This is a genomic window from Leeuwenhoekiella sp. CH_XMU1409-2 (genome assembly GCF_037029365.1).
Lineage (GTDB): Bacteria > Bacteroidota > Bacteroidia > Flavobacteriales > Flavobacteriaceae > Leeuwenhoekiella > Leeuwenhoekiella blandensis.
Window position 1 is genome coordinate 82,013 of the sequence record NZ_JAYMEI010000013.1, and the last position, 13,838, is coordinate 95,850.

Annotated in this window: 13 protein-coding genes and 1 pseudogene; 3 read left to right on the forward strand and 11 right to left on the reverse strand. The window is 38.2% G+C overall.

The window, feature by feature from the left end:
* Positions 1–226: 226 nt before the first annotated feature.
* Complete coding sequence (gene recQ, locus WA338_RS13970) at positions 227–2,341, forward strand: DNA helicase RecQ (RefSeq protein ID WP_009780181.1); 2,115 nt, start codon at positions 227–229, stop codon at positions 2,339–2,341.
* Here recQ and WA338_RS13975 read toward each other — a convergent pair whose 3' ends face one another.
* The 10 genes and pseudogenes from WA338_RS13975 to hisG form a co-directional block, all read right to left on the reverse strand.
* Positions 2,342–3,037: a C1q-like domain-containing protein gene (locus WA338_RS13975; protein ID WP_009780180.1), complete on the reverse strand. Its 696-nt coding sequence runs from the start codon at positions 3,035–3,037 to the stop codon at positions 2,342–2,344.
* Positions 3,038–3,516: 479 nt separating this feature from the next.
* On the reverse strand, positions 3,517–4,125 hold the full coding sequence (hisIE, locus tag WA338_RS13980; protein ID WP_262494759.1) for a bifunctional phosphoribosyl-AMP cyclohydrolase/phosphoribosyl-ATP diphosphatase HisIE: 609 nt from the start codon (positions 4,123–4,125) through the stop codon (positions 3,517–3,519).
* Between the two features lie 15 nt (positions 4,126–4,140).
* Positions 4,141–4,896 carry an imidazole glycerol phosphate synthase subunit HisF gene (gene hisF, locus WA338_RS13985; protein WP_040532690.1) on the reverse strand — a complete coding sequence of 252 codons (756 nt, stop codon included), beginning with the start codon at positions 4,894–4,896 and terminating at the stop codon, positions 4,141–4,143.
* A gap of 369 nt (positions 4,897–5,265) precedes the next feature.
* Positions 5,266–6,060: a 1-(5-phosphoribosyl)-5-[(5-phosphoribosylamino)methylideneamino]imidazole-4-carboxamide isomerase gene (hisA, locus tag WA338_RS13990; protein WP_050759354.1), complete on the reverse strand. Its 795-nt coding sequence runs from the start codon at positions 6,058–6,060 to the stop codon at positions 5,266–5,268.
* A gap of 90 nt (positions 6,061–6,150) precedes the next feature.
* Positions 6,151–6,366, reverse strand: a pseudogene (locus tag WA338_RS13995) (GIY-YIG nuclease family protein); the annotation flags it as partial.
* Between the two features lie 33 nt (positions 6,367–6,399).
* On the reverse strand, positions 6,400–6,981 hold the full coding sequence (hisH, locus tag WA338_RS14000) for an imidazole glycerol phosphate synthase subunit HisH (RefSeq protein WP_009780175.1): 582 nt from the start codon (positions 6,979–6,981) through the stop codon (positions 6,400–6,402).
* Positions 6,982–6,985: 4 nt separating this feature from the next.
* Complete coding sequence (gene hisB / locus WA338_RS14005) at positions 6,986–8,143, reverse strand: bifunctional histidinol-phosphatase/imidazoleglycerol-phosphate dehydratase HisB (protein ID WP_272986529.1); 1,158 nt, start codon at positions 8,141–8,143, stop codon at positions 6,986–6,988.
* A gap of 9 nt (positions 8,144–8,152) precedes the next feature.
* On the reverse strand, positions 8,153–9,205 hold the full coding sequence (gene hisC / locus WA338_RS14010; protein ID WP_272986531.1) for a histidinol-phosphate transaminase: 1,053 nt from the start codon (positions 9,203–9,205) through the stop codon (positions 8,153–8,155).
* Between the two features lie 3 nt (positions 9,206–9,208).
* Complete coding sequence (hisD, locus tag WA338_RS14015) at positions 9,209–10,495, reverse strand: histidinol dehydrogenase (protein ID WP_009780172.1); 1,287 nt, start codon at positions 10,493–10,495, stop codon at positions 9,209–9,211.
* Between the two features lie 26 nt (positions 10,496–10,521).
* Entirely contained in the window at positions 10,522–11,382 is an 861-nt protein-coding gene (gene hisG, locus WA338_RS14020) for an ATP phosphoribosyltransferase (protein ID WP_009780171.1), read from the reverse strand.
* Between the two features lie 274 nt (positions 11,383–11,656).
* On the opposite strand from hisG, the gene WA338_RS14025 reads away from it, so the two are divergent.
* Together WA338_RS14025 and WA338_RS14030 are read left to right on the forward strand one after the other, a co-directional pair.
* Positions 11,657–12,376 (forward strand): OmpA family protein, encoded by a 720-nt coding sequence (locus WA338_RS14025; RefSeq protein ID WP_272986534.1) that lies wholly within the window; start codon positions 11,657–11,659, stop codon positions 12,374–12,376.
* The gene (locus WA338_RS14030) at positions 12,376–12,963 is read left to right on the forward strand and encodes an NADH dehydrogenase-like protein (protein ID WP_009780169.1); all 588 of its coding nucleotides are present in this window, start codon (positions 12,376–12,378) and stop codon (positions 12,961–12,963) included. Before WA338_RS14025 ends, WA338_RS14030 begins: the two co-directional genes overlap by 1 nt.
* 51 nt (positions 12,964–13,014) lie before the next feature.
* Here the strand turns inward: WA338_RS14030 and WA338_RS14035 are convergent, their stop codons facing one another.
* Entirely contained in the window at positions 13,015–13,830 is an 816-nt protein-coding gene (locus WA338_RS14035) for a prohibitin family protein (RefSeq protein WP_009780168.1), read from the reverse strand.
* Positions 13,831–13,838 lie beyond the last annotated feature (8 nt).

Here is a 13,838-nt window from a genome sequence, read left to right on the forward strand (position 1 = left end):
TAAATTTAAAGCCAACGCCCGTCTGCATTAGCTTTTATAGAGATGAAATGTAAGAATTATGCAATTGCCAATTTTAAAATATTAAATTGAATTTTGTGTAAAAACAGCATAGGCTTTTTAAGGTTTTTACAACGCTGTAGCTAGAAGTTATAATTCCTCTCGATTCGAATTTCGAAAGCGAGGAGTTTCAGTTAAAAATTCCGTTTTTTGCAGTAAAGGAAATTCTATGCGCACTTCAATCGATAAAAACACCTTGCTTACCACGCTCAAGACTTATTTTGGGTATGACAGTTTCAGAAATGAGCAAAGTGCCATTATTGAGACTGTGCTCAACGGTGAAGATGCTATTGTAATTATGCCTACCGGTGGTGGGAAATCAATATGCTATCAACTTCCGGCAGTTTTATTTGAAGGATTGACGCTCGTGATTTCCCCCTTGATCGCATTGATGAAAGATCAGGTAGACGGACTCAAAGCTAACGGGATTGCGGCTGATTTTTACAACAGCAGTCAAAGTGCCGAAGACCAGCAGGCGATCATCGATCAAGTTGCCAATCGCGACTTAAAGCTGTTGTATGTAGCTCCTGAAAGTCTTGCGGGCTTGAATCCTATTTTAAATAAGACATACATCAGTTGTATCGCCATTGATGAAGCGCATTGTATCTCTTCCTGGGGACACGATTTTAGACCCTCGTATCAGCAATTGGGTTTTCTGAAAAAATCCTTGCCCCAAATTCCTATGATCGCGCTTACAGCGACAGCAGACAAGGCCACACGGGAGGACATTGCCAACCAACTGAACATCTCCCATGCAAAACAATTTATCAGTTCGTTTGATCGTAAGAACATCACCTTAGAAGTACGTGCTGCAGATAAACGTCTGGATCAAATCAAACGCTTTTTAGAAAAGCGACCAGATACGAGCGGAATCATTTATTGCCTGAGCCGAAAAACCACCGAAAGTGTTTCAACTTCTTTAGCGGCAGAAGGTATCAAAGCAACCTGTTATCACGCAGGTTTAAGTTTTGATGAGCGCAATAAGGTACAGGAAGATTTTATCTACGACAAAACACAAGTAGTTTGTGCCACGGTTGCCTTTGGAATGGGAATCGATAAATCTAATGTACGCTGGGTAATTCATTACAACATGCCAAAAAACCTGGAAGGTTATTATCAGGAAATCGGGCGTGCCGGGCGCGACGGACTGAAATCCCACGCCTTGCTTTTTCACAGTTATGCTGACGTGTTGCAACTGCGGCGTTTTACCCAGGGAGCAGGCAATGAAGAAGTGCAAAACGCCAAGTTAGACCGTATGAAGCAATACGCTGAAGCGACTACGTGCAGGCGTAAAATCTTACTGAGTTATTTTGGCGAATTCCTGGCAGAAGACTGCGGTAATTGTGATGTATGTAAAAATCCACCCCAGTTTTTTGACGGAACCATTCTTGCTCAAAAAGCACTCTCCACCATTGCTCGTGTTAAAGGCAAAGAGCCTATTGGAGCAATTATCGATATTTTACGAGGAGCTAAAAATGCGCACATCCTAGATCATCAATTAGATCAGGTAAGCACTTACGGAATCGGGAAAGACGTCTCTTGGAAGGATTGGCAGCATTATGTTTTACAGCTCATCAATCAAGGCTATTGCGAGATCGCCTTTCATTTGAGAAACAATTTACATCTGACCGAATCCAGTAAAGAGGTTCTTTTTAATGGAAAAAAGGTACGCCTTACTGCACCTACCGAAGTTTTAAAACAAGAACCGGTAGAAGCCAGAAAGCCTAAGATCAAAAAAGGCAACGAACTCTTTGAAAAACTACGCGCCTTACGTGCTGAAATTGCTAAAGAGGAAGAAATTCCTGCTTATTTGGTATTTAGTGATAAAACGCTCAAGGAACTCGAACGTGCCCGCCCCACAACAGAAATGGAGTTTCTTGAAATTAGCGGAGTGGGTCAACGTAAGCTTGAAGTTTACGGAGATGCCTTCATTGAAGCTATTCTTGATTTTCAAAAGTCTAAAATCAAAAAGAAAGGCAGTAAAAGCGCTACACATCAGGTTACTTTCCAAATGCTCAAAGATGGGCTAAGTATTGAAGAAATAGCCTCTAAAAGAGACTTGAAGGAAACGACAGTATATTCCCATTTGGCCAAACTCGCCCAAGATGGTGCCGATCTAGATTTGTACACCTATGTAAGTAGAGAGGAAGTTTCCCGGATTAAAGCGGCACAAAAAGAATTAGAACATCCTGAGGGTTTAAAACCTTATTTTGAGCATTTTGAAGAAAAGATTCCGTATTATAAAATACGACTTGCCTTAACCTTGATCGAAATGGAAGGTTAGTTAACGCACTTGCTCGATGGTCATAAACGTACTGTTACCATTTGTAGTACCAGCCAGTGTAAGTGATAGTGCAGTTATACTTCTAAAGGTTATTTCTTCACCAGCGGTTAACTGTACAAGCGTAGAAACCGATCTTACTGGAGGTGAAACTTTTATAAGAGTTACTTCTACGTTGAGATAGCGTTCTTCTGCTATTTTTGTGTAGGTTGTTCTACCTGAGTCATTTTTGTAAATCGCAATGCCAAAATCTCCCGCAGAAAGTAAAGAGCTACTTGATCTTAGTTGTGCTGTAATTCTGTAAATACCGCTAGCCGCTGCGGTAAAGATTCCGGTAGAATTGTCATATTCACCTTTTACATCAAAACTTTCATTATCAAATTTCACTCTTTTTTCTCCGCTAACGCCTATGTCTACTAGAGCTCCAGAACTGGTTGAAACTCCGGCGCGTACTAATGACTTATCCATATTAGCAAGCAAAGTGCTTTTAGCAATGCGATGTACTACTCCTCTACCGTCTAGAACTACCAAAGAATCTTTTGCGGCATCATCACTTCCTTCATTGTGACTGCGTATTCGTAATCCGCCATTAACATCCAACATGACATCAGGATGAGGATCTGTCGTGCCGACACCAACTTGTGCTTGTAATGAAAAAGTTGTAAGAAATAATATTGAAAAGAGTATTTGTTTCAGCATATTGACATCTGCTTGATTGATACTCTAATTTCCTGATAAACAGGATTAAGTGCAAGGTTTTTCGGCTAAGTGAAAGCTATAGAAACTTAAATTTATCTGCTAAATCCATTAATCAGAAAGAAGTACTTGTATTAAAACTATAGACTAATTTTAAAATTAAGAATGATTATAAATAGCAGATGTTGATTTATGTATATTTATACTTGTTAATACGTAAGTTTATTCGTTTTAGTTTGAATAAAAACGATATCCTTCAGTCTATTAATTTTTTTAAACTAGTAAAAAATCACTAATTATGTATTTTTTAAGAAAAAAACTACAAATAACTCTCAAATAAGCCTTAATAGATTTTGGCTAAGCAGAGTTGTTAGCGCTAAAACGGCAAATTATATCTTTTAAATGATTTTTATAACCCAAAAAGCGACTTACTCTGTAAGAATAAGTCGCTTTTGTGTGGTGCTATTTATTTTGTGAAAAAGCTATTTTTTACGCTTCAACAACACTTGTTCGATGTCATTTAAACCATACCCTTTCGCCTTCAACAAGATCAAATAATGAAAGAGCAAGTCTGCACTTTCATTTAAAAACAGTCCTTCATCGTCGTCTTTGGCTTCAATCACTACTTCTACAGCCTCCTCTCCTACTTTCTGAGCGATTTTATTGATTCCTTTTCTAAAAAGGCTTGCCACATAACTGTCGTCGTTATCTTGATTACGCTTTCGGTCTTCAATTGTTTGTTCCAATTCTGATAAAAAACCAAAGGATTGCTCATTGGTATCTCCCCAGCAATTGTCTGTTCCTTTATGACACGTAGGCCCTACGGGATCCACAGTTACTAAAAGTGTATCGTTATCACAATCGTTTTTGATGGCTACCAAATTCAAAAAATTACCACTCTCTTCCCCTTTGGTCCATAAACGCTTCTTACTTCTACTATAAAACGTAACCTTTTTAGTCTCATTGGTTTTTAAGTAAGCTTCCTCATTCATATAGCCCAGCATCAAAACGGTTTTGGTCTTAGCATCTTGAATTATCGCCGGTACGAGTCCGTTTGCGTCGTATTTAATTTTCATTATAATGTGTTTAATTTCCTGGTTAGGTATTTAAATTCTAACCGGAATATTATTCTTTTTTAAAACTTGTTTCAATTCCGGAATGTCGATCTCGTGAAAATGAAAAACACTAGCAGCAAGTGCTGCGTCGGATTTTCCATTCTTGAACGTATCTGTAAAATGTTGCATCGTTCCCGCACCACCTGAAGCGATAATCGGAATATTCAACATAGTACTCAATTTGGCTAACGCTTCGTCTGCAAAGCCATTTTTGGTACCGTCGTGATCCATAGATGTAAACAAGATCTCACCAGCCCCGCGTTGCTCTACTTCTTTTGCCCATTCAAATAGATCAAGTTCGGTAGGCACTTTACCACCTACAAGATGCACGGTCCATTTTCCTTCAATTTGCTTGGCGTCAATGGCTACAACCACACATTGGGAACCAAATTTTGCCGCCAAATCATTAATAAGCTGCGGATTTTTAACTGCGGAAGAATTGATCGAAACTTTATCTGCACCATTCTGAAGCAACACGTCTACATCTTCAACCGAAGAAATACCGCCACCCACAGTAAACGGAATATTTATCTTTTCCGCTACGCGTAAAACCAGGTCAGCTAAGGTTTTTCGACGTTCTTCTGTAGCCGAAATATCAAGAAAAACGAGTTCGTCTGCACCGGTTTCTGCATATTTCGCTGCAAGCTCCACAGGATCTCCGGCGTCGCGTAGATCCACGAAATTTACTCCCTTTACGGTTCTTCCGTTTTTGATGTCGAGACAGGGTATTATACGTTTAGTTAGCACGTTTTTTATTTTTTTTACTTTTCCGTGAAGACGGAAAACTTATTATAAGTTCTATTGTTATTTCAATTCTTCAGTAAACTGAATACTAGTTTATTAATTAAAATTTCAAAAGCTCCATTTCTATAAAAATGAAATAGGAAAAAATCAAACTTATGATTAAACCTATAGCATTCTTCAGAATTAGATTATCAATAAGCATTAATAGGGATTCAATTAGCAAAAGCGGCAAACCTAAAACTAATAATCCCAAAATTCCAAAGATTCCAAACCCCCAGGGATCATCACTAAAGAAACTAAACCATAGGGAAAAGAGAATTATAACTAAATAATATATTGAAACATAAATACCTAATATGCTAATTCGTTTTTTCAATTATTTAATATAAATCCCTCCAACTGCTTCATTGAAATCCTACCTTCATAAATCGCTTTACCTATGATCGTCCCTTCACAACCTAATTCAGCTAATTTGGGCAGTTCGTCAAACGTTGAAATTCCTCCAGAAGCGATGAGTTTTAGATTGCCAACTTCCCCTTCGACAAGCTCAGGGTGACAATCTTCAAGAATTTTTCTATATAAATCAAAAGAAGGGCCTTCTAACATCCCGTCTTTACTGATGTCGGTACAAATCACATAAGAAACTCCTTCCTTTTGATAGCTTTGAATAAATGGGATCAATTCTTCTTTAGACTCTTCAAGCCAGCCGCTCACCGCGACTTTTTCATCTTTAGCATCTGCGCCCAAAATGATTTTATTAGCGCCAAATTTTGTCAACCAACTTTTAAAAGTTTCAGGATCTTTAACTGCGATGCTTCCGCCTGTAATTTGATTGGCACCACTTTCAAAAGCAATACGCAAATCATCGTCAGTTTTAAGTCCGCCTCCAAAATCAATTTTTAGACTGGTCTGGGAAGCGATTTGCTCCAAGACTTTATGATTGACAATATGTTTGCTTTTAGCCCCATCCAGATCAACCAAATGTAAATATTGAATTCCGTGGGCTTCAAACTCCTTCGCAACCTCCAACGGATTCTCATTATATATCTTTTTAGTGTTGTAATCACCTTTGGAAAGGCGCACACACTTACCTTCTATTATGTCTATTGCCGGGATTATTCTTAACCCTGAACTTGTTTCAGGGTCTTTCGATCCATTGTATCTCATATTGTTAGCATCTATTTCCAATTTTATAGTTTCAATTTTAATTTCTTTCAGGTCTGGATTTTTATCTTTAATCAAATTCCACTTCCATTCCTTATGCCACCTCTTTAATTGCTGCTCCCTTTGCCAGGCTTCACTGCCAGTTTTAAACGTTTCAAAATATAAAAGCTCGTAACAATTATATTTTTTTGTAAAAACCGCTCCAACACCTTTCTTATGTTGTTGTAATCGTGTGCGCAAGTCTCTGGTTTTCCCAACATAAAGCACCGTACGGTTTTTATTAGATAATATGTAACAAAAGAACTCCATAGTGGCAGTTTCTGAAACTAGTTCAGAAAAGTGCTAAAGTTGACAGAAATTTTTTAAAATTTCCTGTCCAACTTTACCACTTTTCTCTGGGTGAAATTGTACACCGTAAAAGTTATCCTTTTGTAAAGCTGATGCATAATCTACTTCATAATTTGTAGAAGCGATCATTGCATCACATTTTGGAGCGTAGAAACTGTGCACTAAATACATAAAACTATGCTCTGGAATGTCTTTAAACAAGGGAGTTTTTAAACTTTCGATTTCGTTCCAACCGATTTGTGGAACTTTGACTTTATTTGAAAATTTAACTACATCAACATCAAAAATTCCTAAACCGGTGGTGTCTCCTTCAGTTGAGTGATTACACATCAATTGCATTCCCAAACAGATCCCTAAAACGGGTTGCTTCAATGTTGGAATGACTTTATCCAACCCGGTGGCTTTCAGCTTTGCCATTGCACTACTCGCCTCTCCAACACCCGGAAAAATCACTTTATCTGCTGCTTTGATTACATCTGCATCATCAGACAATATCGCGTGAACTCCTAAACGTTCAAAAGCAAATTTGATACTTTGAATATTTCCTGCTCCGTAGTTGATTATTACTAATTTCATAAGCTTACAACATTCCTTTTGTACTCGGCAAAACCATTTTATCAGGATCGCGTTTTACAGCCACTTTAATCGCTTTTGCAAAAGCTTTGAAAATAGCTTCGATCTTATGATGCTCGTTTGTTCCTTCTGCCTTTATATTGAGATTTGCACGAGCACCATCTGTAAAAGATTTGAAGAAATGATAAAACATTTCAGTAGGCATCTCTCCTATTTTCTCGCGTTTAAAGTCGGCTTCCCAAACCAACCAGTTACGTCCTCCAAAGTCAATAGCTACTTGTGCCAAGCAATCATCCATTGGTAAACAAAAACCATAACGTTCTATACCTAATTTGTTACTCAACGCTTTAGAAAACACCTCTCCAAGAGCAATCGCTGTATCTTCAATCGTGTGATGCTCATCAACTTCCAGATCACCATCAACGTGAATTTTAAGGTCCATCGCACCGTGACGCGCCAATTGGTCTAACATATGATCAAAAAAGGCTAAACCGGTCTTAATATCGCTCTTCCCGGTACCATCCAGATTCAATTCGATCTCAATATCGGTTTCGTTGGTTTTTCTAGAGATGGAAGCCGTGCGTTCTTTCAGCTTTAAGAATTCGTAGATCTTTTGCCAATCTGTAGTTTCAAGCGCAATGAACTTTTCAAGTTCCTCGCGTTCTGTAGTAATTTCATCAGCTCCCAGATCGGTATGATCGCTGATAAAAATACCTTTTGCTCCAAGATTTTTAGCAAGTTCAATATCTGTAATGCGGTCTCCTAAAACAAAACTGTTTTCGAGATCATAGCTTTCAGAAAAAAACTCGGTTAACATTCCTGTGCCCGGTTTGCGCGTATCTGCGTTATCTTCAGGGAAGGTTTTATCTATAAAGACATCGTCAAAAACAACGCCTTCATTTTCAAATGATTTTAAAATGAAATTGTGCACCGGCCAGAAGGTGTCTTCAGGAAAAATATCTGTTCCCAAACCATCTTGGTTGGTGATCATTACTAATTTATAATCAAGTTCCTGAGCAATTTTACTCAAGTAAGTAAATGCTTTTGGGTAAAAAGTCACCTTTTCAAAAGCATCAACCTGATACCCAGGTGGCTCTTGAATTATCGTTCCATCACGATCGATGAACAACACTTTTTGTTTTTTGGTGGTAGTTTCGGTAGTCATGTATTTTGGTTAAACCAGTTCTTTAAGAGCTGAGATTAGTTTTTGATTTTCTTCAGAAGTGCCCACTGTAAACCGCAGGGTGTTTTCACACAGGGCTTGGGTACTTCTATTACGAACAACAATTCCTCTTTTGATCAATTGCTCGTAACGCTTGTTTGCATCATCTACTTTTGCCAAGATAAAATTAGCTTCTGAAGGATACACTTTTTCTACAAAATTCACTTCAAGTAATACTTTAGATAAAGCATCTCTCTCTCTTAAAATAGCGGTGATTTCGTTCTGAACTGAAGCATCATCAAGCACACGTTCTAAAGCGCGTTTTTGTGTGAGTTCATTTACGTTATACGGCGGTTTGATCTTGTTTAAGATCGCTATAATTTCTGCAGAAGCATAACAAATTCCTAAACGTATTCCTGCCAAACCATAGGCTTTAGACAAGGTTTGGGTCACCACAAGATTGGGATACTCCTGAAGTTTTGATGCCCAACTTTCTTCTGCTGAAAAGTCAATATAAGCTTCATCAACAATGACCAAACCTCTAAAATTTTCAAGCAATTGAACAATTTTATCTACGTCAAAACTGTTTGCTGTAGGATTGTTAGGCGAGCATAAAAAGAGCATCTTTGTCTGATGATCAACCTGTTCTAAAATTTGATGTACTTGCGGCTGAAAATCATTAGAAAGCAAGACTTCACGGTTGGCGATCGCGTTTGTATCTGCCAGTACGCCGTACATTCCGTAAGTTGGTGGCAGCGTAATGATATTGTCGGTTTTTGGTTCGCAAAAGGCTCTGAACAACAAATCAAGAACTTCATCACTCCCGTTACCTAAAAGAATCTGATCAACAGGCACACGTTTTAACGAAGACAAATGTTGCTTCAGCGTCACTTGCTGCGGATCTGGATAGCGGTTAACGCCGTTATTGTACGGATTTTCATTAGCATCAAGAAACACCATATCCTCGTGAAAATCTTTAAACTCATCCCGAGCCGAAGAATAAGGTTTTAGACGTGCTACATTGTCACGCACTAATTTTTCTAAGTGAAAGTTTAGGGTACTCATGGCTTAATTATCTAATGATTGTAGGCGTAAACTCACTGCATTTTTGTGTGCATGTAAACCTTCGGCTTCTGCCATAAGTTCGATGGCTTTACCAATATGCTGCATCCCTTGCTCAGAAATTTCCTGAAAGGTCATACTCTTCATAAAACTATCTAAGTTTACCCCGCTGTATTGTTTAGCATATCCGTTTGTGGGTAAGGTATGATTGGTTCCAGAAGCATAATCGCCGGCACTTTCTGGGGTAAAATTACCTATAAATACAGATCCTGCATTTGAAATGTTGTTAACGTAATACGCGTTGTCTGCTGTAGATACGATAAAGTGTTCTGGACCGTAAGCGTCAATAAGATCAAGCGCTTCTTCCTTTGTTTCAAGGTAAATAAGTTTGCTGTTGGCAATTGCCTTTTCTGCGATCGCTTTACGCGGAAGGCGCTCGAGCTGCTCTTGAAGTTCTTGTTCTGTAGCAGCGATAAGCTTTTTGGAGGTCGAAACCAAAATCACCTGACTGTCAACACCGTGCTCTGCCTGACTCAATAAATCTGAAGCAACAAAAGCCGGATTTGCTGTATCGTCTGCAACCACGAGCAATTCTGAAGGTCCGGCAGGCATATCTATGCTCACGTTAAACTTGGTTGCCATTTGTTTTGCAACCGTAACAAATTGATTGCCCGGACCAAAAATCTTGTATACTTTAGAAATACTTTGCGTACCAAAAGTCATCGCGCCAATGGCCTGAATCCCTCCAACTTTATATATTTTATCAATTCCGCATAGGTTTGCGGTAAACAAAATTGCCGGATTGATCTTTCCTTCTTTGTCAGGAGGCGTACATAAAACCACTTCTTTACAACCTGCAATTTTCGCAGGAATCGCCAACATTAAAATAGTAGAAAACAAAGGAGCTGTACCCCCTGGAATGTATAAACCAACTTTTTGAATGGGTCTTTTTTCTTGCCAGCAACGTACACCCGGTGCGGTAATCACTTCAACACGAGCTGTTTTTTGAGCCTCGTGAAAAGCTTCAATATTCTTTTTAGCGAGTGCAATAGCTTCTTTTAATTCTGAATTTAATACTGCGCCAGCCTCTTCAAGCTCTTGTGGTGAAACCTGAAGTTCGTCTTGTGCGCTACCGTCAAACTTCTCAGTATAGCGTTTAACCGCAATATCTCCTTCCGCTTTAATTGCATCAAAAATTTCTAGAACGGTGCCCTCGATTTGCTCATAGGTTTGTGTAGGACGTTTTAATAAACCTTCCCAAGTGGAGCGATCAGGATTTTCAACTTTATTCATAAAAACTAAGTTTTATCAAAATGAAATTACAACACCATTTTTTCAATATCACTTACTAAAATGCCCTGTGCTCCAGAGTCTTTTAGTTTATCGATAACCTCCCAAAATTCATGTTTATCAATCACAGAATGCACACTGCTCCAGCCTTCTTCAGCCAAAGGGAGCACCGTTGGACTTTTCATTCCCGGTAGTAAACCTATAATTTCTTCCAAGCGATCATTAGGTGCGTTAAGCAACACATATTTGTAATCCCTTCCTTTTAAAACGGCCCGTATTCTAAATAAAAGTTTGTCTAAAATTACTTGACGTTCAGTATCAATTTTAGGTGAAACAGCAAGTACTGCTTCAGATTTTAGCATCACTTCAACCTCTTTCAGGTTGTTTTTAAACAACGTACTTCCGCTAGAAACAATATCGCAAATACCATCTGCAAGACCAATGTTAGGTGCAATTTCAACAGAACCATTAATGATATGTAAATCGGCTTTGATACCAAATTGGTTTAAATAGTTCATAACCGTATTGGGATAAGAAGTAGCGATTTTTTTTCCTTCAAAATCTTTGACCGAATCATATTTTGTGCTTTTAGGCACGGCAAGAGAAACGCGGCATTTTGAGAACCCAAGTTTTTGTGCAATTGCAATATCGTCGCCTTTTTCAATAAGTACGTTCTCGCCTATGATAGCAATATCTACAACACCGTCTCTCAAATATTGAGGAATATCACCATTACGCAGATAGAATACTTCCAGAGGAAAATTGGCAGCATTAGCCTTAAGCTGATCACGACCATTGTCTATTGACACGCCGCAATCTTTTAGGATTTGTAGTGAATCTTCATTGAGTCTTCCTGACTTCTGAATGGCGATTCTAATTTTTTTAGTCATTGTGATTGGTTTGTTTGGCTTAAGCCATTCTAAACAGAAAACCCGTTTGAACGGCTCAAACGGGTTATTGTTATTTTATATATAAATTACATATACAACATCTTTACCTCGCTTGAGTGCGTGAATAAAAATGATGATGATGTAATACTGTTCTTCTCATAATGCGGCACGAATTTATAAAAAAAATACTTTTTGCGTGCATTATATCGAATAGATTTAACAACATGATGATCATTTTGTTACAATACCTTATTTTTGAGCAAATTGATTAGCGATGAAGAATTTTCTTATAGCGTTTTCTGTATTTACCTGCTGGTGTGTAGTAGGTCTATATTTTTTAAACACTACCGGAGCTTCCAATCGTAAAAGCTTATTTAAAGCAGCTTCTGTTTCTGTAGAATCCAATATAAATGCTACCAAAAGGATAAACACTTTTGAATTAACCGATACCCTGTTTAAAGAATCTGAAGATGCATCTAAAAAAAGAGGGATTTACCAAGATAGTAGTTTTGCTGAAACAGGAAATTATGATGCTTTAATAAACAATATTCAAGAACGCTTAGAACGTAACCAGCGGGCCATTGAAGAAGATGAAGAGCGTTTACGCCTGGCTAAACTCAATAAAAAATCTAAAGCATCTAAAACACCTCGACCTGAAGCAGACCTCACCTTTAGACCTTCTTTTAAACTGGCACGTCTGGTACACGATCAAAAAGCAGCGGAATTCTTAGCTCAAGTGGAGCGACAGCTAAAAATAAACCCACTGACACAAATTGAAATTATAGGCCATACAGATCATATAGGCGATGATCGCGATAATTATAAAATAGCATTAGAACAGGCTCAAAAAATTAGGCAGTTTATAATTAAAAGCTTTAATTTACCTGAAAATCAAGTTATTGCAACTTCTAAAGGAGAAGCAGACCCCTTATATCCTCGAGAAATGGAGGATAAAATAGAGCTCAATAATCGCTATGAATTGATATTTAAGTAATGATGCTACTAGCTATAATTCAAGCAAATAACGACAACCTTTCGGTGCCTCTTATTTATATAGAGGTTGCTGTATTGATGTTTGGTGCTTTTATGATCGGCTACTTCTTTGCTTATTATTATCAAAAAAGCCGCTATGTTAAAAAAGTAAACTTACTGCGTCAAAAATATTCTGATAAACCCGAAAATGAGGCCATTGAACTGGAAGATGATTTCCTAGAAGATGAATATGAGGTCGCAGCCGAAAGGAAAACTGAAATCACCAAGCCTGAGGAAGACGAAGCGCTACGAACAGACCTGGATTTTTCAAGAATAGGAGCCGCTAGCGCTGATGATGCAGATAATCTTCAGAAAATTATTGGTATCGGACCTTATACTGAAGAGAAATTGAATACCATTGGCATTTACACCTATGACCAAATAAGCAAATTCAATGCTCGGGATATTGAAATTGTAACGGATCTGATTCATTTCTTCCCCGATCGTATCGTTAACGACAACTGGGTTGCTAAAGCGAAACTACTGCTTCAATCAAAGCAACGTGCGCAATTAAGACGGGACCGAGAAGTACGCATGAAAAAAGCATAAAAAAAGGCGAATCTGATTAGGATTCGCCTTTTTAGTTCTTTAAAATTATCCCTAGTTGTTTCCTAAAATAATTGGCAGTCCGCCGTCTCCAGAACCGATAACAATTACTTTTGAATTGTTTGACTCCGAAAGTTTAAGTGTAGCTTCAATCCCTTTATCTTTTAGGATTTGATCATTAAGCGACTGACTCAAGATCTTATTTGCATCTGCTTTACCTTGCGCTTCAATAACCTGACGCTCTGCCTCCTTTTGCGCAGAAATCAATCTAAATTCATATTCTAAAGATTCCTGTTCCTGACGCAGTTTACGCTCGATTGCTTGCTTTATTGTTGCCGGTAGCGTAACATCTCGAACCAAGACTTCGTCCAACACGATGTATTGATTCTTTACAATTTTTTTAGTCTCATCATAAATTTCAGCTTGTATGGCATCTCTTTTAGAAGAATAAAGCTGCTCTGGAGTATAACGACCAACCACAGATCGTGCAGCCGATCTAATGGTAGGTAATAAAATTCGGTTAAGATAATCTTCTCCTATTTCCTGATGCAATTTCCCAAGGTTGGCTGCATCTGGTTTGTACCATACCGAAGCTTCTAATTTGATATCAAGACCGTTAGAAGAAAGCACATTCATAATTTCTTTTAATTCCTGGCGTCTAACTTCGTAGATAAAAACTTTGTTCCACGGTGCAACAATGTGAAAACCTTCACCAAGCGGTGGTTGCTCGGTAACTACTCCTCCGCCAAAAGGTTTATAAAGTACTCCTGCTTCTCCAGATTCTATGGTGACCGCAGATTTTGCGATTATGACCACCAGAATAATAACTCCGATGATTATGGGTATTCCAATTTTAGGTAATCGTTCCATTATATGAT

Excerpts from the sequence above, each read along its gene's own strand:
- recQ (WP_009780181.1), top strand. The coding sequence starts at position 227 with ATGCGCACTTCAATCGATAAAAACACCTTGCTTACCACGCTCAAGACT.
- WA338_RS13975 (WP_009780180.1), bottom strand. The coding sequence starts at position 3,037 with ATGCTGAAACAAATACTCTTTTCAATATTATTTCTTACAACTTTTTCA.
- hisA (WP_050759354.1), bottom strand. The coding sequence starts at position 6,060 with ATGAGATACAATGGATCGAAAGACCCTGAAACAAGTTCAGGGTTAAGA.
- hisH (WP_009780175.1), bottom strand. The coding sequence starts at position 6,981 with ATGAAATTAGTAATAATCAACTACGGAGCAGGAAATATTCAAAGTATC.
- hisB (WP_272986529.1), bottom strand. The coding sequence starts at position 8,143 with ATGACTACCGAAACTACCACCAAAAAACAAAAAGTGTTGTTCATCGAT.
- hisC (WP_272986531.1), bottom strand. The coding sequence starts at position 9,205 with ATGAGTACCCTAAACTTTCACTTAGAAAAATTAGTGCGTGACAATGTA.
- hisD (WP_009780172.1), bottom strand. The coding sequence starts at position 10,495 with ATGAATAAAGTTGAAAATCCTGATCGCTCCACTTGGGAAGGTTTATTA.
- hisG (WP_009780171.1), bottom strand. The coding sequence starts at position 11,382 with ATGACTAAAAAAATTAGAATCGCCATTCAGAAGTCAGGAAGACTCAAT.
- WA338_RS14025 (WP_272986534.1), top strand. The coding sequence starts at position 11,657 with ATGAAGAATTTTCTTATAGCGTTTTCTGTATTTACCTGCTGGTGTGTA.
- WA338_RS14030 (WP_009780169.1), top strand. The coding sequence starts at position 12,376 with ATGATGCTACTAGCTATAATTCAAGCAAATAACGACAACCTTTCGGTG.
- WA338_RS14035 (WP_009780168.1), bottom strand. The coding sequence starts at position 13,830 with ATGGAACGATTACCTAAAATTGGAATACCCATAATCATCGGAGTTATT.